This window comes from Proteus mirabilis HI4320, assembly GCF_000069965.1.
GTDB classification, from domain to species: Bacteria; Pseudomonadota; Gammaproteobacteria; order Enterobacterales; family Enterobacteriaceae; genus Proteus; species Proteus mirabilis.
On record NC_010554.1, the window covers coordinates 1861922 to 1883661 of the forward strand.

Consider the following 21740-nt stretch of genomic DNA (forward strand, 5'->3'; position numbering starts at 1 on the left):
TCACCCATGCTATTTTTTAATGTTCACTATTCCACAAATTGGAGAAGATGTGATGGAAAAGAAAAAGCTCACAACGGCGGCTGGTGCACCAGTTGTAGATAATAATAATGTAATAACAGCAGGACCTCGTGGCCCAATGTTACTACAAGATGTCTGGTTTTTAGAAAAACTCGCCCATTTTGATCGTGAAGTTATTCCTGAAAGACGTATGCACGCAAAAGGCTCTGGTGCCTTTGGTACATTTACGGTCACTCACGATATTACGAAATATACTCGAGCTAAAATTTTCTCTGAAGTGGGTAAAAAAACAGAAATGTTTGCTCGTTTTTCAACAGTGGCGGGTGAACGTGGTGCAGCTGATGCTGAGCGCGATATTCGTGGATTTGCCTTAAAATTTTATACAGAAGAAGGTAACTGGGATATGGTGGGTAATAATACTCCTGTATTCTATCTACGTGATCCCCTTAAATTCCCTGATCTTAACCATATCGTAAAACGTGACCCTCGCACTAATATGCGTAATATGGCTTATAAATGGGATTTCTTTTCTCATTTACCAGAATCTCTACACCAATTAACTATTGATATGAGCGATCGTGGTTTACCTTTAAGCTATCGCTTTGTGCATGGTTTTGGTAGCCACACTTATAGCTTTATCAATAAAGATAATGAACGTTTCTGGGTTAAATTCCATTTCCGTTGCCAACAAGGCATCAAGAACTTAATGGATGATGAAGCGGAAGCTCTAGTAGGTAAAGATAGAGAAAGCTCTCAGCGTGATCTTTTTGAAGCCATTGAACGTGGTGATTATCCGCGTTGGAAGTTACAAATTCAGATCATGCCAGAAAAAGAGGCATCAACTGTGCCTTATAACCCATTTGATTTAACCAAAGTTTGGCCACATGCTGATTATCCGCTCATGGATGTCGGTTACTTTGAGTTAAACCGTAATCCAGATAACTACTTCTCTGATGTTGAACAAGCTGCATTTAGCCCTGCGAATATTGTTCCAGGTATTAGTTTCTCACCAGATAAGATGTTACAAGGTCGTCTATTCTCTTATGGTGATGCGCATCGTTACCGTTTAGGCGTTAATCATCATCAAATCCCTGTTAATGCACCAAAATGCCCATTCCATAATTATCATCGTGATGGTGCTATGCGTGTTGACGGTAATAGTGGTAATGGTATTACTTATGAGCCAAATAGTGGCGGTGTGTTCCAAGAGCAACCTGACTTTAAAGAGCCACCACTTTCTATTGAAGGTGCAGCCGATCACTGGAACCATCGTGAAGATGAAGATTATTTCAGCCAACCTCGTGCACTGTATGAGCTATTAAGCGATGACGAACATCAACGTATGTTTGCGCGTATTGCGGGCGAATTATCACAAGCAAGTAAAGAAACACAACAACGTCAAATCGACTTATTTACCAAAGTTCATCCTGAATATGGCGCTGGTGTTGAAAAAGCGATTAAAGTGTTAGAAGGGAAAGACGCTAAATAACCTGATAACAAGAAGCCCTGTGAGCAACTCGGCAAAATAATAAGGCGCCTGTAGTTTGGGCGCCTTTCTTAAAGTCGTTCGATAAAATCGCAATATCAATTTACTTGTTGCCCTTTCACCCACTGTTGCACTTGTTTACGAGAGATTTTGATCCCTCCATTCTTTAGCTGTTCTGGTAATAGTAAACAAGCGATGGGACGTTGAAAGCCTGCTAAACGCGTATGATACCATTGTGGTAATTGATTAATTGTCTCAATATCAGTATCAACAACAGCAACGGGACGTTGACCAAATTCAATATCGTCAATCGGGACAATAAATGTTTGGCGAACATTCGGGTGACTATTTAGCACCTTTTCAATATCTTCTGGCTGTATACCTTCACCCGCACTAAAAAACAGATTATCTAATCGCCCTAAAATGCACCATTCCCCCTCTTTAAAACAACCTCTATCCCGTGTTGCATACCAATCATCCTGAGTCTGTGATAACGGCTTTAATTGACCATCAAACCAATATCCTAATGCAACACTATCAGATTTGATCTGGATTTCATTATCCACTAATCTGACCGCTTTACCCTTTAATGGCGTACCAACTCCCGCTTTACCATCTGCGCGTTTTGCACAAACAGTAGAGGCCATTTCAGTCATGCCATAACCACACCAACACTGAATACCTTTACTTTCCGCACATTGGGTTAATTCAGTTGGGATCATCGCTCCCCCTAATAAAACAGCTTTTAATGTGATGGGCTGCGAACTATCCTGTTGTGTATTTTGTAATAAACGCCAAAGTTGCGTTGGCACTAAAGAAGCATGAGTACAGCCTTGCAAAGCAGCAATAAAGGGGTGCATATTACGCACTACCAAGGTAGCGCCTCGTAATAACCAACGCCAAAGAATTCCTTGCCCAGATACATGAAAGAGAGGTAAAGACAATAACCAACTGTCGCTTTTTTCAAAGGGTATCAATTCAAGAACACCTTCTGCACTACAAAGATGAGCTTGAAAAGTATGCACAGCGGCTTTAGGTAGACCTGATGATCCAGAGGTTAAGATCAGTGTTGCCATACGAGAAGATGCCCATGCAACACCTGCCATGTTATTTTTATCTTGATGTGATTTGTTATTGAATTCGACACCTGAAAGATCGAGTAACCTCGCATCTAACTCAAGTGTTGATCCACTTAAATCAGCATAAAAATCGATGTTTAAATGGGGTAATAAATCATCAAGTAGAGACTTAGGGAGCTGAGGATCTAACGGTAATACTTTTGCACCGCATTGAAAAACAGCAAGTAGAGTAAAAACAACATGAATATGATTTTTACCACGTAGCAACACGGTACTTTTAGTATTAACACCCTGTTTTGCTAAATGGTTCGCCAATCGATTGATATGACAACTTAATTGTTGCCATGTTATAGGTGAATCACCGGATATGATGGCCGTTTCATTTGGGTTAAGCTGCGCCCAGTGATGCCACGGCCATTGTGTAAAATTAACTACTGTTGCCATACTGTCTTAAGCTGTTCAAGCGTAATAAGCGGAATATCTACATCTGGCCAACAACGAATAAGTTGTTGTTTGATAAGATCAACGGTATCTAAACCGGGAATAGAATCTGGTGTTAACCACTGAGCTACTCTTGCCAGTTGTGTCAATCCAAAGCTACTTTCAATACTCGAGCTAATAATCGCCTCTAGACCTAAAGCATGCGCTTGTTCAACGATAGATTGGCAACGAGCAAGACTTCCTACTAGCGTAGGCTTGATAACAATCGCCGTAACACCCTCTTGAGCTTTCACTTCAAAACCTTCATCACGCACAGTCTCATCCCAAGCAATATTGATACCTGTTGCTTGTGAAAAGGCGAGTGACTCTTCTGGGGTTTTGCATGGCTCTTCTAAAAATGCAATGCGGTCGCGCCATTGTGGGTTCACGTACTTGGCAAAACCTTCTGCTTTAGCTGGCGTCCAACTGCGATTGGCATCAAGCCTTAGTTTTAAGTCGGGGATCGCCTCTAGTAATAAGTTGACGACAATACCATCTCGTACCGCTTCATACAGACCGACCTTAACTTTAGCAACTTTCTCCCCGCTCATTTCATTAAGACTTAAAATTAAGTCATCAGGATCACCGTTGCATAAAGGTGCGGCACGATAATTGGCTTCTTCTGGTAAAGTGCCTTCAAGCTCTGCTAATGCGCAACTAATACCAAAAGCGACACTTGGCAATTCACTGTCAGTAGGATTTTCACCTAGACACCAAGCTGCTAGCCAAGATTGTGCGGCATCTTGTGCTTGTTCTAACGTTTCATGGCTAAACTCAGGAAGAGGTGAAATTTCACCCCAACCTTGTTTGCCATTTTGCTCTAAACAGACAAGAAAACCATCACGCGTTTTTAATCTTTGGTAGCGCAGAACAACACCTGCCTCCATTGGCAGGCTGAATGAATAGAGTTTGGCGTTTCGCATTATGGGTTACGTTTAAATTTAGTGAAATCAGGATGACGTTTTTCATTAAAAGCATTACGTCCTTCTTGACCTTCATCTGTCATATAAAACAGCATGGTTGCATTACCAGCCAATTCTTGCAGACCCGCTTGACCATCACAGTCAGCATTTAATGCTGCTTTCAAGCAACGTAGTGCCATTGGGCTATTTTCTAGCATTTCACGACACCAACGTACCGTTTCTTTTTCAAGAGAAGCATAAGGAACAACGGTATTTACCAATCCCATATCTAATGCTTCTTGCGCATTATATTGGCGGCATAAGAACCAGATTTCGCGAGCTTTCTTCTGCCCGACAATACGTGCCATATAAGAAGCACCCCATCCACCATCAAATGAGCCTACTTTAGGACCAGTTTGACCAAAAATGGCATTGTCTGCAGCAATGGTTAAATCACACATCATATGTAAGACATGACCACCACCAATGGAGTAGCCAGCCACCATAGCAACAACAGGTTTAGGACAAGTACGAATTTGGCGTTGGAAATCTAATACGTTTAAGTGGTGAGTGCCACTTTCATCACGGTATCCACCGTAGTCACCCCGGATCTTTTGGTCACCACCGGCACAAAACGCTTTTTCGCCTGCACCAGTAAGAATAATAGTACCAATTGAGTCATCGTAACGTGCATCGGCTAATGCTTGGATCATCTCTTTCACAGTCAAAGGACGGAAAGCATTACGCACTTGCGGGCGGTTAATCGTAATTTTGGCAATGCCATCGACAGATTTGTGGTAGAGGATATCTTCAAAACCTTCAGAACAATCCTGCCATTCAATCGGTGCATATAGCTTTTCTTCGCTCGGGTAAAGCATAATTAGGTTCCTTTAACCAAAGAGGGATAATACATGGTTTATCACCGCAGCATAAGCATCAGGCTGTGCCTGATGGGCATTATGACCAGCTTGCGGGATAGTCGTTAATGGCAGCGAATATTGCTGCGCTATTGATTGAAATTTTTTATCTTGCTCACCACACAACCAAATAAAGGGTAAGGTGAGTTGTTGTAATTCTGCAACTAACCAAGGCTGATGGCCTAAAGAGAGTGTTTCTAAACTTTCCGCAATACAAAAACCTGCATTACTACTGCGTTTTTCAACTAATAACTGACGCATTTCATCGCTTAAATCAGCAAAGACAGGCTGTTGATACCATTGCGTTAATACATCATTAATAGGTTCATTGCGAAAACGCGCGGCCCAACGTTTATCATGTGCAATACGGTTTTGTCTTTCTATTGCATCATATAAACCTGGGTTTCCCCCTTCAACAATCAATCCCATTAATCCCGATGTTTCACCAAAACATGCGTGATACATCGCAATTCTGCCACCTAAAGAGTAACCAATCAGCCAGTAATGATTAATATCGTATTCTTTTAAAGTGTCATGGAGTAATGCACTCATCTCGACAAAATTATTTACCCCAATAGAGGCAGAGTTACCATGACGGGGCAAATCAATCACGAGTGAGGGATATTCATGGCAAGCCTTAATGACGGTCTCCCACTCATGACTGTCTCCTAATAGTCCATGCAACCAAACTAACCATGGCCCTTCGTTATGCGTGTTATATTGCCTACAAGCTAAAGTCATAAGCGGTTACCTGTTTTACCAACTGATTTAAGGTTTCAGCACCCTCAGTTTCATTGACAATCAATTCAATTAATGTTGTTTTGGCTTCCCCCTGCCAACATGCAGTCACTGTAGTAAACAGATCATCCCAACAGTTTGGTGCAACATAATCTAAACCAAACATGGCAGCAGCATGTTTAAAATTTAAAGCATGGGGCATACAGTAAAAACGCTCCCGCTCTGCCATAGGCGTCGGTAACATAGAGAATATCTGCCCACCATTGTTATTGACGATAATCACCACATTTGGGGCATAGACTTGTTGATGTAGTGCCAAACTATTTAAATCATATAATGCCGATAAATCACCCAAGATAGTTAACGTCGGTTTTTGAGTGGCTCGATGAACACCTGCTGAGGTTGAAAGTAATCCATCAATGCCACTAGCACCACGATTACTCATAACAGGATAGCCCTGTGGCAATTGTGCAAAAGCATCAATTAAGCGCACAATTAAACTATTGCCAACAAAAAGCTGGCCATTGTGAGGAAGTAAATGATCTAACTGATGAGCAACTTGTGCTTCACCAAAATAGTCTGTTACTTCAGTAACATGTTGATAAGTTTGTGTAGCAATATGACTTAATGACAACGCCCAAGGTAAATTATCAATAGCAGGATGTGCCGTTAACCATTGACTCGGGGATAAGGTAAATTTCTCCCCTTGATGATGCCCCGGATCTAAACGTCCCGGAATAGCATCAATCACCCAATACATTTGCGGTGAGCAATTCGCTTGCCATTGTAATAAGCGTTTGCCTGTTAAACTAGAGCCAAATTGGATCACTATTTCTGCTTGGTTTAATTCAGCCTTCACTTGTGGATTATTTAGCCATAAATCAGCACAAGGTAGTGGTTGTCCAGTTTGTGATAACACATCACCTAACAGAGGCCATCCCAATTTTGAGGCCCATTTGGCAACGGCAATCCCCTCTTTCGCACTAATACGTCCAGCAATAACGACCCCTTTTTTCTGACGTAGTCGATCCCATTGAGGGTGTGTAGTCACAGAGGGAGAAAGCGTTTCTTGTAACCAAGGTTTATCACTTTGCCACCACTTTCCTAATGCTTGTGTCCATGGTGTGTCATGCTCTATATCATCACCATATAATGGCTCTGCAAAAGGGCAGTTTACATGCAAAGCACCATGCACAAGATTATTCATGGCATTATCTAATGTAGAAACCAGCCAACGAGCAGAAATATCTGCTGTAGGGCGTGGTAAAGAGAGTGTTTCTGAGGGATGGCTGGCAAAAATACCTTGTTGGCGTATAGCCTGATTGGCGCCACAATTAATCAGCTCAGGCGGTCTATCTGCCGTGAGAAAGATCACCCGTTCACCAGTAAGTCCCGCTTCAATTAAAGCGGGGTATAAGTTTGCCACTGCGGTACCTGAGGTGACAATCACTGCAACAGGCTGTTGAGTGGCTTTTGCCAAACCTAATGCTAAGTGACCTAAACCACGCTCATCGAAATGCGTATGACAAATAAGTTTATGATTGGCGGCTGCCGCAAGCGTTAAAGGCGTTGAACGTGATCCGGGTGCGATACAGATATGACGTAAACCATGACGAGTCAAAGTTTCCAGTATAACTTTAGCCCATTGGCGATTAAACGAACTATTAGACATTGATCATCCCAATAACGAAAACCTGCAATGACTATTATAATATCTGTTCCTAAATACTTTTCCTTAGCCTAGTTCAATGAACAGAAGTTTTCGTTAAATAAATCGTGAAAAAGAACTCTGATAAGAGTGTATTATTTAAGCTAAAGTACTTATCTTTTTAGGCTTAATTTTTATCGTTAACAAAAAGATAGCAATAACACTAGCTAGCACAAGAATAACATTAATTTATTAACAAGATGCAGTGACGAGTTGAAAGTAGCACTAAATGGCATCCTAATCAGTACTACTTATCAACACCCAGTTTATATATTATGAGAGCCATTGGATAAACTGCAAAGAATTCAACACTCTTTTTCTAATAAAGTGCGTAAACCTGCTGCTTTATTTTCAATTTCAGCCCACTCTTGCAAAGGATCAGATCCCGCAACCACCCCTGCGCCAGCATAAAGCGTTAATGCATCATCATGCAATTCACCGCAACGCAGGCTAACCGCAAATTCGGCATGAGGCAAAGACAAATAGCCCGCAGAGCCAGCATACCAACGGCGTTCAAAAGGTTCATGTTGACGAATAAAAGTGCGCGCAATAGAGCGCGGTAAGCCACAAACAGCCGCGGTAGGTTGTAAACGCTGTAAACAATCCACATCATCAGCATGGATAAGTTTACCGTGGATATAGCGACGCAGATGTTGCACTTTACGTAAGCGGATCACATCTGCTGATGATACATCAATCCCTTCTATCCCACCTTGTAATCGCTGACAAATATCATCAACTACCACCAGATTTTCATGTTGATTTTTTTTATCGTTCATTAGCCAATCAGCAAATGCTATGGCCTGTTGTTCATTATCAGAACTTGCCACAGTGCCCGCCAACGCTTCGGTATAAAGCACAAATTCATCGCGTTTATACAATCTTTCTGGTGATGAGCCCATAAAAGCATCAGTAGGTGAAAAAGCCAGCATATAATGATAGCAATGATGATTAACATCTCGACTTGCTTTCATAAATTGAATAGCTTTTAACGGATTATCTAAGCTTAAGCAGGTTGCCCGTGCAGGTACTACTTTTTCAAATACGCCTTGATTGATTTCATCTAAAGCAATATTAAGATAGTCAGTCCATTGCTGTTGCGTTAACGAGTGCTCTACAGATGTTACTTTGACAGATAAAGGTGCAATATTCAGTGCATTTTTAAGTGAGCGAATAAAAGCAAGCGCACTTTGCTTATCTTCTTCTGCCAATAAATTAATATGGATCGACAGTTGTTGCTGACGTCTTATTTCAATACGAGGTAAAAAAAGGTAAGCATCATCCCCCCTTTCTTTATCAATACGCCCTGGAATAATGGTATCCCACGCGTTTAATCCCCAAATACGCACATCATCAGCATGCAATGAATGCCGATGTGTTGCTAAAAATCGATGAGCATCACGGATATGATTAAAGCACTTAACTTGTCCACAAACGGCTACTTCTTCGCTTTCATCACGATGTTGCCAATAAAATTGCGGGTAATACGTTTGTGCTGCTAGCCATGAAAGTAAGGAAAATGACACCTCTGATGGCAAGATAACTTTCAAATGTAAAAGATCATCTTGTGCTGTCAGATTTATATTTTTAACTTTTTCGTACAGTGTCGAAAACACAGGATTAACCTTTTCCACTCTAAATACCTACTACTAATGAAAAGAAAGATTATACGTCTCTATAAGAATTATCAAAGTGCTGATTAATTATAACCTTTGTCATTTATCAAACTTTTGTTGTTTTCATGTTACAAAGGAGAAGCATTGACCAGATAATCGCAAATGGAAAACAGATCACTTCTAAATTATGCCTTAATCATAACAAATAATTATACATAAGAGAGGTTATATGGATACAACCACCCTTGATCATATAGATAAAGTGATTGAACAATACCAACTTCCCGAAGTCACTCTTAGCTTAATTCTAGGTAAAAATATCGATCATGGACGTAGTGCGGGTATTTTTACACCTTATGATCTTAATAAAATCAAATCTTATATTGATAAAGTATTAAAATTACCTTATCAAAAAGACACTATTATTGAATTATTAGGCTACGAAGATATTAACATTTCCCAAATATCAGCTGAAACTATTCAAACCCTCTTCTTAAATATGAGAACACATGCCTTTGAATGGCAAAAAATTGAATACTCAGTAAAACAGCAAGCTATTGATTTAGAGATCACCGGTAGAGAAATCACGAGTACAGGTGAGCAACTATTGGCATTTATTAATAAAATGCCAATTATAAAAAAAATAAATAGGAAAATTGAAGATATCACACCAGAAGAACTCAGTTCAATAAAATATTCAACACAAGATAAAAAAGTGTCTAAGCAACTTGTTGCCATTTTAGAAAGCATGAAAAATGATATTAATGAGCAATATAATAATACCTTAAAAATAAAAAACATGATTTATGATTTTAGAATAGAAATTGTGGGAGGTGAAAATAGTAAAGGTAATATATGTCATTCAATTTATTATGATATCATTAATAAAAAGAAATATATTAATGATTTTTTTGATAATAGTGATGACTCACTAAATGAACAGAGAATTTTATTAGAAAATGAAATTGAAATATTAAAAAAAGAGTATCAACACTTCGTGAAACTCGCCTTTACGGGGTTAGCATTCGGTATTATTGGTGTGATCATTACTGGAGGGATCTTTGGTTCAAAAGCTGAAAAAATCCGTAAAAAAAGAAATGAAACAATAGAGAAACTACATAATATCAATAAAGGAATAAAACAACAATCAACTATTTCTGAGTGTTTACAACGTTTTCAAGTCGATTTAGACGAAATAGAACAATATATTGAAGATGCTGATATGTCTGTGGAGCATCTTCTTTATATGTGGCAAACAATTTTAACTGAAATTAATGCTTCATTAATTAATTTTAAAAAAATTGATAATGCAATGGAGTTAATTAGATTTAGTATTTATTTAGAAAAAATCATTGCACCTTGGTATATGGTGGTCGGTTACTCAAAGGAAATGATGGCGGTATTTGATGAAGCTTTATCCTCTTTTTATTCATCTAAATAACAAAAGGAAATGTTATGAATAGCGTAACTTCGCAATTACAGGAATTTGATTGCAATCAATTTTTCCATACTATTAAATCAATTAGAAAAATAACTTCTGAACTATTTGAACATGATAATATCTTAAATCATAATCTTATTACCATATCAATAAACAATAATAAAATTTATGATGAAATAATTATTTTCTCTATTCTGCTAAAAAGCCGGCTAAACCAGAAATTGTTAACAGGGATATTTAAAAATATTAATGAAATTAATCATGCAATGGCTGATAGAGAGTTAACACAGCAATTATCAGAAAAACTGCTCCAAGAGAAAATGTTTATTGAGCAGTTATTTAAAGATGAATTAACTGAATCTATAGAAATTATAGAAAAGCACATCAGTTTTATTAATGATAAAAAACAGCTCTTAACAACCACCACTATTATTAGTGAAATAGATAAATTAATTAGAAATAAAGAAGAAATATCTATTGAAATCAATGAGAAAATAGCCAAGCAAAAGTTATCGATTAATGAAATTAAAGAACAACTCGATATAATTACTAAAAGTGAAGATATTATTTATAATAAAAATATCCTCGATTTTTTTACCTCTCACCTGCCAAGTAAACAGACAATTTCTAAACTGCAGTTGGCTTCTTCAGAAAAAGATATTCTCTCTGTTTTTATCGATCTGCTAAAGCAATTTTTTACCCATCTGGAGAAAGGGTTTTCTTACCAAAAACTGGTAGAGACACGTCATACTCTTATTGATAACTATTTGATACAGATAAAAAATCTAACCAAACTAGAACAGAAAAAACAAGCTCTCTTATTTACCCTAAGTCGTTATTATGCAGTCACAGAAATCAATCAATATATTGATATGTTAAATCAACAATTATCGCTATTAGAGCAGTATTGGCATACATTAATAGAGCAACTGATACAATTAAAACGCAATCTTTCCGAGGCAAAAACCGTGCTCTCACCTCATCTTGTATTCCTTAATCACTTTTCACACCATTATCAATAATATTTTCACTAGCCAGACATCATAACCCCCTTAAAACAGGGGGTATGATTGGTATAGTAGATATAGAACCGTTCAATATAATCTGGTGCATTCACTCGGTATAAGCAACAACATCATAAATAAATTCAAAGTCCATAATGGTATCGACTTTATGAATAAGGTCATCTTCAGGAACAAGTTTATCAAGGGGGATTGTTGCGAACAAAAATTGCTGGGGGAAGGTATTCTTTTAACATATCGGTTAGCTCACTATTTGTACTAACCTGAGTAGATCAAACTTCTAACTAAAAGCGAGGACTTTTCCGTAGTTTGAAGAGCCTGATAAAATATCAGGCTCTTTATCATAACAACGGGCAGATAAAAATTAATTTATCGCAGGTGCAATGATTGCAAAACGTGTCAGCTCAATCAATGGTTGTGGCCATACACCTAATACAATCACGATAATGGCGCAAACTAAAGTAATTAATGTTGCCATATTTTGTGATGTGGTCGTAACCGCTGGTGCATTATCGTTATCTGGTTTGCGTAAGAAAACGATAGCTGCAGCACGTAGATAGTAGAATAAACCTATCGCACTACCTAACACTACCATGCCTGTTAACCACCACAAACTTGAATCAATACCAGCAAGAATAACATACAGTTTACCAATAAAGCCTAATGTTATTGGCACCCCTGCCAGTGATAGCATCATTAATGACATCACGACGGCAGCAACAGGACGACGCCAGAAAAGCCCACGATAATCTTCAAGAGACTCTAATTCACCTTTATTGTACGGGCTAGAAGCCACAGCAATCGCACCAAATGCACCTAAACTTGCAAAGAGATAACCTGCTAAATAAATCTCAGCGGTTTCTTGTGCCAGTATAGGGCTATATTGCAAGACAATTAATGCAACCAGTAAATAACCAAGGTGAGAGACAGAAGAGTAACCGAGTAAACGTTTTACGTTCTTCTGAGTCAGCGCCATGATATTACCAAACAGGATAGAGGCAATAGCCATAAAGCCTAAGATCATGCGTAATGTTTCGCTATCCGCCGCCGGTGCTTCAAGGAATAAGCGCATCACTACCGCAAATATACCAATCTTGCTCGCTGTCGCTAAAAATGCACCTGTTGGTGCTGGTGCACCTTGGTATACATCCGGTGTCCATAATTGGAATGGGAATAAAGAGAGCTTAAAACCAATTCCCACTAACATCATGCCTAACCCAGCAAGTACTAATGGTTTATGGATATTGCTATCACTTAAACTTTGCCCCATCGCCGTAAAGGAGAGATTTCCTGCTTCAGCATAAAGTAGTGCCATACCAAATAACAAGAAAGAAGAGGCCGCCGCAGAAAGCAGCATATATTTAATGCTCGCTTCCAGTGAAGGACGTTGTTGGAAAGCATAACCAATCAGACCAAATAACGGCAATGTTAGTAACTCAATACCAATAAACATTGACGCCAAGTGGTGCGCAGAAGAGAGTAAAATACCGCCAATGACAGCAATCGCCACCAGCATATAAAACTCTTCTTTATTATCTTGATAGCCTTCCAACCAAGGATAAGCAAAAGCAACCGTACCTAAACCAGCAATAATAGTTAATGCCGTGAAAAAGCTGGAATAACCATCTACATGGTAGAGGGTGGTCACATCAACTACGCCTAATGCATTAACGTAGTAAAGTGATCCGAGAGCGATGATAAAACCAGTTGCTGTCAAGGTGGCAATAGTAAAGTGATCGCGTCGCCACGCAATGGACAGCATCACCACCACCACCGTCAAGATGACGACTAACAGCGGTAGCATTGCGATCAATTGTTCAGGAGTTATTGTCATGGCGAATTACAGCCTTACTGTTGAAAGAGAAGCGGAATACCAAGTCTGGAGATTTTCCATTGCTGATATCGAAGTATCTAATACTGGTTGTGGGAAGAAGCCCAAAATAACCAATAAAACCACCAAGATAAACAGGATCAAAAATTCTCTCAGATTTAACCCTTTATAGGTTCTTTCTGCTGTTTTCGGTGAACCATAGTAAGCCTGTTGCATCATCCACAAAGCGTAGACAGAAGCAAAAACTAACCCAAAGACCGAAATAATAGTGATCAGCTTAAAGTGGCCATAAGTACCAAATAGGATCATAAACTCACCAACAAAGTTACCTGTTCCTGGCATACCTAAAGAGGCAACCGCAAAGAACAGTGAAAATGCTGGTAAGAAACGGATGCTTTTCCACAATCCACCCATTTGATTCATATCACGCGTACCTAAACGCTCATACAGCATGCCACACATGATAAACAGACCGGCAGCAGACAAACCATTGGTGATCATTTGAATAATCGCACCTTGGTAAGCCAAAACAGAGCCAGCATAAATCGCAATCACGATAAAGCCCATGTGAGAAATACTACTGTAAGCGGCCAGACGTTTAATATCCGTTTGACGGAATGCTAACAGTGCAGCGTAGAATACGGTGATTAAGCCTAGCCACATCGCAACAGGTGCCAGTAATGCAGACGCTTCTGGGAATAACGGTAAGTTAAAACGTAATAAACCGTAAGCGGCTGTTTTTAGCAAAATACCTGATAAGTCAACAGAGCCCGCCGTTGGTGCTTCTGCATGTGCATCAGCTAGCCAGCCATGAACGGGGACAATTGGCATTTTTACTGCGAATGCAGCAAAGAAGCCAAGCATCAGAATAAATTGCAGTTCACTACCTAATAAGGTGTGCGCTTGTAGTAAGGTGTCATAATTAAACGTCCAAATACCTGTTTTGCTGTAAAAAGCGACAGCTAAACCGATAATGGCCAGCAACATTAACAAGCCACTCGCCTGTGTATAAATAAAGAACTTAGTTGCTGCACTAACATGTTTCTCATCACTACTTCCTTTATGTCCCCAAAGAGAGATAAGGAAATACATTGGGATCAACATCATTTCCCAAAAGAAGAAGAATAAGAACAAGTCAGTCGCTAAGAATACCCCCATAACACCTGCTAAGATCCACAGCAGGTTGAAATGGAAAGCCCCTTGTGATGGTTGATTTTCGCTCCATGAAGAGAGCACCGCTAAAATACCTAAAATAGCAGTTAATACCACCATCAATAATGACATGCCATCAAGTGCAAACTGAATATTAATCCCCAAAGCAGGGATCCACGGTACAAAGTAAAACTCTGTCCAGCGAGGTGCTCCATCAACACTAATCAGTTGATAGTCACCTTGCAACCACAGTTGCACAGAAATAACGAGTGTTAATCCCATCGTCAGCAACGCAACCCAGCGAGGAACTTGCGAGCCGATTCGTTCAGCCTGCCAACTTAGCAGGCCACCGATGAAGGGAATAAGTATTAGCCAGGGTAATAACATGGCGCAATGTGTCCCTTAATTAAACCAGAAGCAGCAGAGCGATAACCAGCACTGCACCTAAACCGAGAGAAGCCGCATACCAACGCGCTAATCCGTTTTCACTGAAACTCAAGCCTTTATTGGCGCCTTTAAAGAGACAACCAAAGAGATTAAAGAATTGGTTAACAGGATCATTTTGGATAAGCCATGCCGCACCTTTATAAGGTTTGACAAACAGCACCTCATACAGTGCATCAAATCCCCATGCGTGGAACCACCATGTTGAGAAGAAACGCCCTGTTTTGGTATTTGCCACCTGAGAAACAAGTTGACGCTGTTTCAGGTATAACCATGCTGCAATGGCAACGCCTACAATCGCTACCACACCAGAAAGGATTTCTAATACATACTTACCTTCATGAGTAACGGTGCTTTCTGGGAAAACATCGCCTAACGGTTGGGTAATTAACGCCCCAATAAAGGTTGATAACAACGCTAATACCGCTAATGGGAAAGTATGAGTGAAGCCTTTAACTTGGTGTGCTTCGGTTTTGGTTTCACCATGGAATACGATGAAAATTAAACGGAAGGTATAAAGTGACGTAAAGAATGCGCCAATTAAACCTGCTAACATTAAATTGAAATGTCCGTTTGCGTACGCACCCCATAAGATTTCATCTTTACTGAAGAACCCTGCTGTTAACAGTGGTAATGCTGCTAAAGCACCTCCACCAATTAAAAAGCATGCATAAACAAATGGGATCTTCTTACGTAACCCGCCCATCTTAAAGATATTCTGTTCATGATGGCAGGCAATAATCACTGAACCTGCAGATAAGAACAGTAATGCTTTAAAGAATGCGTGAGTCATTAAGTGGAAAATTGCGCCATCCCATGCTTGAGCACCCAACGCCAAGAACATATAACCAATTTGGCTCATGGTTGAGTAAGCAAGAATACGCTTGATATCGGTTTGTACTAAAGCCGCAAAACCCGCTAATACTAATGTCACTGCACCAACGATACCGACTAATTCTAAGATATCAGGTGCCATTAAGAATAGCGCATGACTACGGGCAACTAAGTACACACCAGCGGTAACCATGGTGGCGGCGTGGATCAACGCAGAAACAGGTGTTGGACCGGCCATCGCATCCGCTAACCAAGTTTGTAATGGCAGTTGTGCTGATTTACCTACCGCACCCCCTAAGACCATTAACATTGCCCAGTTAATGATGCTTGATCCTGCGGTCAGTTGTTCAGGAGCCAGTACCGCCATTTCGCGGAAACTTAGCGTACCTAATTGATCAAACAGGATAAACATACCGATAGCTAAGAAGACATCACCAATACGGGTAACAATAAATGCTTTCATTGCTGCCGCGCCATTAGCTGGGTTGTTATAGTAGAAACCAATTAATAAGTAACTACATAAACCAACCCCTTCCCAACCCATATACATCAGCATCATATTATCAGCCAATACTAAAACAACCATACTCGCGATAAATAAGTTGGTATAAGCAAAGAAGCGAGAATATCCTTCTTCACCACGCATATACCAAGATGCATACATATGAATAAGAAAACCAACGCCAGTGATAACACCTAGCATGGTTAATGATAGGCCATCAAGCACCAACGTAAATGGGATAGTAAAGTTCCCCGCTGACATCCAAGTCCAGAGTGTTAAGACTTCTGTTTCTTGTCCGTGAGCAAAGAAATCTATCCCCACCCAAAGTGTCACTAAAGCTGATAAACCAACAGCGCCCGTGCCAATCCATGCTGATACATTTTCAGACCAACGACCACCTGAGAATGCGAGCAGTAAAAATCCCAGCAGTGGTAGCACAAAGGTTAAATAGAGTATATTCATCCGCGCATCTCACTGACTGTATCAATATTGAGGTTTTGGCGATGACGATGAAGTTGTAATAACAATGCCAAGCCAATACTTGCCTCTGCCGCTGCCAAACTGATTGCCAGAATATACATAATCTGACCATCTGTTTGACCCCAATAGCTACCACCAACCACAAAGGCTAGCGCAGCTGAATTAATCATAATTTCGAGTCCGATCAACATAAATAACAGGTTGCGGCGAAGTACTAAGCAAGTAAAACCTAACACAAATAGTACCGCAGCCAAGATCAAACCATGTTGAAGAGGTATCATTTTGGCTCCCCTACTTTTTCGTTTTCGACGAGATCGTCATGGCTCTGATCACGACCGATGTGATAAGCAACAATTAATCCTGACAATAAGAGAACGGAGGCTAACTCAACAGCCAGAATATAAGGCCCAAATAAGCTAATACCGACTTCTTTCGCCCCAATAATCTCGCCACTAATCTCACCATGAGTGACACTACTAATTGCATAAACCAATACAATTAACAGTACCAGAGACAAAATCGCCGGCCCTATCCAAAATCTAGGCTGTAACCATTTTCTCTCTTGCTCAACGACCGATTTTCCTAAGTTAAGCATCATCACAACGAATACGAATAGCACCATAATCGCGCCGGCGTAAACGATGATCTCTAAAGCACCTGCAAAATAGGCACCTAACGAGAAGAACACCACTGAAAGGCCAATTAATGAAACAATCAGATACAGCAGTGCGTGTACCGGATTGGTATGCGTTATTACTCTCAAAGTGGCAAGGATTGAAATCAGTCCTGCAATATAGAATGCAAATTCCATGAATATCGCTCCTTACGGTAACAGGCTTTTGACATCGATAGGTTTCGCTTCATCATCTGCTTCACCTTTATCTTTGCCATTAATCGCCATACCTGTTTTACGGTAAAAGTTATATTCAGGATATTTACCAGGCCCTGAAATTAATAAATCGTCTTTTTCATAAACCAGATCTTGACGCTTAAATTCACCCATTTCGAAATCAGGGGTTAATTGTAGAGCCGTTGTTGGACATGCTTCTTCACATAAGCCACAAAAGATACAACGCGAAAAGTTGATACGGAAAAACTCAGGATACCAACGACCATCTTCATGTTCTGCTTTTTGTAATGAGATACAACCAACAGGGCACACCGCTGCGCACAAGTTACAAGCAACACAACGCTCTTCACCATCAGGATCACGGGTCAATACAATACGTCCACGATAACGCGGTGCAACATTGACAGGTTCTTCCGGGTACATCTGCGTTTCGCGTTTGGCAAAGGCGTGTAAGCCAATCATCCAAATGCTGCGTACCTGGGTGCCGAAACCAGTCACTAACTCTTTTAAAGTCATGGTTCAATCACCCCTTATTGAGCGTTGTAGAGGATCACTGCAGCAGTGACCAACAGATTGATTAAAGTTAACGGTAAGCAGATCTTCCAACCAAAAGCCATCACTTGGTCATAACGCGGACGCGGTAATGATGCACGGATCAGAATAAACATCATCATGAAGAATCCTGTTTTCAGTGCAAACCAAACGAATGACGGTAAGAAAGGACCTTGCCAACCACCGAAGAATAACGTCACTATTAAGCCAGAAACGGCAACGATACCGATATATTCACCGACAAAGAACAGACCGAATTTCATACCGGAATATTCAATGTGATAACCATCAGCCAACTCTTGCTCTGCTTCGGGTTGGTCAAAAGGATGACGGTGACAAACGGCAACGCCAGCAATCGCAAAGGTAATAAAGCCAAAGAATTGTGGGATAATGTTCCACATATGGGCTTGCGAATTGACAATATCCGTTAAGTTAAACGAACCCGCTTGTGCCACAACACCTAAAATAGAAAGTCCTAAGAAAACCTCATAACTAACTGTTTGTGCTGAAGCACGCATTGCACCTAATAACGAATATTTATTGTTACTTGACCAGCCAGCAAATAAAACGGCATACACCGCTAAACCCGCTACCATCAAGAAAAATAAAATACCGATGTTTAAATCAGCCACAACCCAGGTTGAGCTAACTGGCACAATAGCAAATGACAATAATAAGGAAGAAAAGGCAATCACTGGTGCTATGGTAAAGATAAAGCGATCAGCAAATTTTGGGATCCAGTCCTCTTTAAAGAACATTTTGATCATATCCGCAATTAACTGTGCTGAACCTGCATAACCTACACGGTTAGGCCCATAACGGTTTTGGAATAATCCCAGTAGACGACGCTCCCCCATACTCATAAAAGCACCACAAGTGACAACCACCAGCAAGATCACCACGGCTTTTAAAACAGTGAGTAAAATCTCTGTAACTTCAGGAGATAACCAGCTCATTATGCAATACCCCGCAGTTGACGAACCGATACACCCACCAGTGATGGCGAAATGCCAGCCATCCCTAACGGAAGGCCAATTTGACCTCGGGTTAAGTGAGCACTGATTTTCACAGGTAAGGTGAATTCACGACCTTCGTAAGTAAACATCGCTTGTTGACCTTGAGATAATGCTAATGCGATGGCATCAGATTCACTCACGGTTAAATAAGCGTTGTCCATACGTTGTTGGATCACTTGTGAACGTTGCGATAACTCTTCGCTACCAAACAGACGATAGTAAGGAGCTACAACCCATTGATTTTCAACTAGGTTAAAGGCTGGTGGAATATCAGTGAAATAACCTAATGTGTTATCACTGCATTCGATTAAGCGTACACCCGGATCACCAAAACGTAAGCTTCCCCCGACTTCAGACTGGAACTTATTCCATGCTTGTGGTGAGTTCCAACCCGGTGCCCATGCAAATGGAATTTGCTGGCGAGGAGCCGTTGGACTGTTGTTTCCTTCCATAGAGAAAGCAAATGGGCTATCGATATCTTTAGGTTGACGCTGTTCATGTACTGAAACATTTGCCAACATGGAAGTACGACCACTATAACGATGCGGTTCACGGGCTAATTTTTGACCACGAATACGGAATGATGCATTAGGTGCCGCATTCACAATACCGGCAAATTGCGGTAGACGCGTTGCACATAGCTCAATCACATGATCTAACTGCGTCCAGTCAAGATTACCTTCATGCCATTGTGAATCAACAGCACTTAGCCAACGCCAGCTTTCATGCATCACCACTTCTTTGTTATAGAAAGAAGGTTCAAACACTTGGAAGTAACGTTGCGCTCTGCCCTCTTGACTCACCATAGTGCCATCACTTTCAGCAAAGGAGGAAGCAGGTAACACAAGGTGTGCTTTTTCCATGATCTCAGTTTGCTGATGGTCAATCACAATTAGGTGATCCACTTTAGCAATCGCGTCATCAATGACGTCGGCGGCAAAATGGCGATACAAGTCGTTTTCCATCACAATAGCGCTATCTGCTTGACCACTACGCATCACTTTCAATGCGTCATCCAGTGGTTTCGCTTTCATCATCGCCAGCCCCATGCTATTGGCATCATCTGCCACATAAGAGAGACCAACTTCGCTCCCCTTGGCTTTTAAGGCAAAAGCGATATTAGCAGCCGCTTTGATAACCTCTTCGCTACCCGCATGACTACCACTAATGATTAACGGTTTTTTCGCTTGCGATAAGGCTTGAACAATCATGTCAATCTGTTTATTCAATGCTTCATCTAAGCCATCAACCGCAGGGGCTTCACCATTAATATGATGAGCAATGGCAAAACCTAAACGCGCTTGTTCAACCACCGGCGCACGATAACTCCAAGCGGCAACATCATCCAGACGAGTTTCATCAACATGGGTGACAAACAGTGGATATTTCGCCCGTTGACCGATATTCATGATGGCAGCAATTTGCCAATCAGCCACTTTTTGTGCGGCTGCCATCTCACGTGCTTTACCTTTTACGGCTTGACGTACTGACAGTGCCATACGAGCACCTGTCTGTGTTAAGTCTTCACCTAACACCAGTACTGCGTCATAGTCTTCAATCTCACGGAGAGATGGAGTATAAACGCCACCTTTTTGTAAAATATCCAGCATTAAGGTCAAGCGAGCCTGCTCTGCAGCTGAAATACCACTATAGAAATTTTCAGCACCAACCACTTCACGTAAAGCAAAGTTGCTTTCAATACTGGCTCGTGGTGAGCCGATACCGACAACACGTTGCCCTTTCTTCAGCATTTCTGCAGCGGCTTGCGTTGCTTGTGCTGCACTGATTTCAAGCCAGTTACTGCCTAAACGTTTTTTAGGTTGACGAGGTCTACTCGCTAAATTGACATAACCGTAGCCAAAACGACCACGATCACAAAGGAAGTAACGGTTTACTGTACCGTTATAACGGTTTTCAATACGGCGCAATTCACCATAGCGCTCACCTGGGCTGATATTGCAACCCATGCTACAACCTTGGCAAATACTAGGTGCAAACTGCATATCCCACTTACGGTTATAACGTGATGAGTGAGTTTTGTCAGTAAAGACACCCGTTGGACAAATCTCAACTAAGTTACCTGAGAATTCGCTCTCTAATGTGCCATCTTCAACCCGTCCAAAGAACACGTTGTTATGTGCACCAAAGACACCCAGATCAGTGCCATCAGCATAATCTTTGTAGTAACGAACACAGCGGTAACAAGCAATACAGCGGTTCATTTCATGAGAAATAAACGGCCCTAACTCTTGGTTTCTATGTGTACGCTTAGTAAAGCGATAGCGACGCATAGTATGACCTGTCATAACGGTCATATCTTGAAGGTGGCAGTTTCCCCCTTCTTCACAAACAGGACAATCGTGAGGATGGTTAGTCATATACCATTCAACAACGCTTTCGCGGAATTTTTTCGCTTCTTCGTCATCAATGGAGATAAACGTGCCATCAGCCGCAGGTGTCATACAAGACATTACCAAGCGACCGCGGGTATCCTCAGCATTTTGATACTGCTTAACCGCACACTGGCGGCAAGCGCCAACGCTTCCCAGCGCTGGGTGCCAGCAAAAATAAGGAATATCTAAGCCTAAATTAAGACAGGCTTCTAACAGGTTATCAGCCCCGTTAACTTCATATTCTTTGCCGTCTACATGAATCGTAGCCATAGTCAGCAT

The 21740-nt window shown here is 40.8% G+C and carries 17 protein-coding genes; 3 read left to right on the forward strand and 14 right to left on the reverse strand.

What is annotated here, in order from left to right; translation table 11 throughout:
• The first annotated feature begins 52 nt into the window (after positions 1-52).
• Complete coding sequence (locus tag PMI_RS08540; RefSeq protein WP_004248382.1) at positions 53-1507, forward strand: catalase; 1455 nt, start codon at positions 53-55, stop codon at positions 1505-1507.
• 95 nt (positions 1508-1602) lie between these two features.
• Here the strand turns inward: PMI_RS08540 and menE are convergent, their stop codons facing one another.
• The 6 genes from menE to PMI_RS08570 all read right to left on the reverse strand — a co-directional run bounded on the left by menE (position 1603) and on the right by PMI_RS08570 (position 8962).
• The gene (gene menE / locus PMI_RS08545) at positions 1603-3027 is read right to left on the reverse strand and encodes an o-succinylbenzoate--CoA ligase (RefSeq protein WP_012368097.1); all 1425 of its coding nucleotides are present in this window, start codon (positions 3025-3027) and stop codon (positions 1603-1605) included.
• Positions 3015-3986: an o-succinylbenzoate synthase gene (gene menC, locus PMI_RS08550; protein WP_004243667.1), complete on the reverse strand. Its 972-nt coding sequence runs from the start codon at positions 3984-3986 to the stop codon at positions 3015-3017. Before menC ends, menE begins: the two co-directional genes overlap by 13 nt.
• Entirely contained in the window at positions 3986-4843 is an 858-nt protein-coding gene (gene menB / locus PMI_RS08555; RefSeq protein ID WP_004243669.1) for a 1,4-dihydroxy-2-naphthoyl-CoA synthase, read from the reverse strand. Before menB ends, menC begins: the two co-directional genes overlap by 1 nt.
• 12 nt (positions 4844-4855) lie before the next feature.
• A complete protein-coding gene (menH, locus tag PMI_RS08560; RefSeq protein WP_004243671.1) occupies positions 4856-5623 on the reverse strand; it encodes a 2-succinyl-6-hydroxy-2,4-cyclohexadiene-1-carboxylate synthase in 768 nt (255 codons plus the stop codon).
• A complete protein-coding gene (gene menD, locus PMI_RS08565; RefSeq protein WP_012368098.1) occupies positions 5607-7292 on the reverse strand; it encodes a 2-succinyl-5-enolpyruvyl-6-hydroxy-3-cyclohexene-1-carboxylic-acid synthase in 1686 nt (561 codons plus the stop codon). Before menD ends, menH begins: the two co-directional genes overlap by 17 nt.
• A 341-nt stretch (positions 7293-7633) precedes the next feature.
• Positions 7634-8962: an isochorismate synthase gene (locus PMI_RS08570; protein ID WP_012368099.1), complete on the reverse strand. Its 1329-nt coding sequence runs from the start codon at positions 8960-8962 to the stop codon at positions 7634-7636.
• 211 nt (positions 8963-9173) lie between these two features.
• Here PMI_RS08570 and PMI_RS08575 point away from each other — a divergent pair, with 211 nt between their 5' ends.
• Both PMI_RS08575 and PMI_RS08580 read left to right on the forward strand, forming a co-directional pair.
• Positions 9174-10385, forward strand: coding sequence for an alpha-xenorhabdolysin family binary toxin subunit A (locus PMI_RS08575; RefSeq protein WP_004243675.1), 1212 nt, complete (start codon positions 9174-9176; stop codon positions 10383-10385).
• A 14-nt stretch (positions 10386-10399) separates the two neighbouring features.
• Positions 10400-11407: an alpha-xenorhabdolysin family binary toxin subunit B gene (locus PMI_RS08580; protein WP_004243678.1), complete on the forward strand. Its 1008-nt coding sequence runs from the start codon at positions 10400-10402 to the stop codon at positions 11405-11407.
• Positions 11408-11771: 364 nt separating this feature from the next.
• On the opposite strand, the gene nuoN is transcribed toward PMI_RS08580, so the two are convergent.
• The 8 genes from nuoN to nuoG are packed head-to-tail and all read right to left on the reverse strand — an operon-like array spanning position 11772 to position 21731.
• Complete coding sequence (gene nuoN, locus PMI_RS08585; RefSeq protein ID WP_012368100.1) at positions 11772-13241, reverse strand: NADH-quinone oxidoreductase subunit NuoN; 1470 nt, start codon at positions 13239-13241, stop codon at positions 11772-11774.
• Positions 13242-13247: 6 nt separating this feature from the next.
• Positions 13248-14777 (reverse strand): NADH-quinone oxidoreductase subunit M, encoded by a 1530-nt coding sequence (gene nuoM, locus PMI_RS08590; RefSeq protein ID WP_004243685.1) that lies wholly within the window; start codon positions 14775-14777, stop codon positions 13248-13250.
• A gap of 19 nt (positions 14778-14796) precedes the next feature.
• A complete protein-coding gene (gene nuoL / locus PMI_RS08595) occupies positions 14797-16632 on the reverse strand; it encodes an NADH-quinone oxidoreductase subunit L (RefSeq protein WP_012368101.1) in 1836 nt (611 codons plus the stop codon).
• Positions 16629-16931 (reverse strand): NADH-quinone oxidoreductase subunit NuoK, encoded by a 303-nt coding sequence (nuoK, locus tag PMI_RS08600; protein ID WP_004243687.1) that lies wholly within the window; start codon positions 16929-16931, stop codon positions 16629-16631. Before nuoK ends, nuoL begins: the two co-directional genes overlap by 4 nt.
• Positions 16928-17461: an NADH-quinone oxidoreductase subunit J gene (gene nuoJ / locus PMI_RS08605; RefSeq protein WP_004243688.1), complete on the reverse strand. Its 534-nt coding sequence runs from the start codon at positions 17459-17461 to the stop codon at positions 16928-16930. Before nuoJ ends, nuoK begins: the two co-directional genes overlap by 4 nt.
• 12 nt (positions 17462-17473) lie before the next feature.
• Positions 17474-18016 (reverse strand): NADH-quinone oxidoreductase subunit NuoI, encoded by a 543-nt coding sequence (gene nuoI / locus PMI_RS08610; RefSeq protein WP_004243689.1) that lies wholly within the window; start codon positions 18014-18016, stop codon positions 17474-17476.
• A gap of 14 nt (positions 18017-18030) precedes the next feature.
• Complete coding sequence (nuoH, locus tag PMI_RS08615) at positions 18031-19008, reverse strand: NADH-quinone oxidoreductase subunit NuoH (protein ID WP_004243690.1); 978 nt, start codon at positions 19006-19008, stop codon at positions 18031-18033.
• Positions 19008-21731, reverse strand: a complete 2724-nt coding sequence (gene nuoG, locus PMI_RS08620) for an NADH-quinone oxidoreductase subunit NuoG (RefSeq protein WP_170827684.1) — start codon at positions 21729-21731, stop codon at positions 19008-19010. The genes nuoH and nuoG overlap by 1 nt, the downstream gene beginning before the upstream one ends.
• Between the last annotated feature and the right edge of the window lie 9 nt (positions 21732-21740).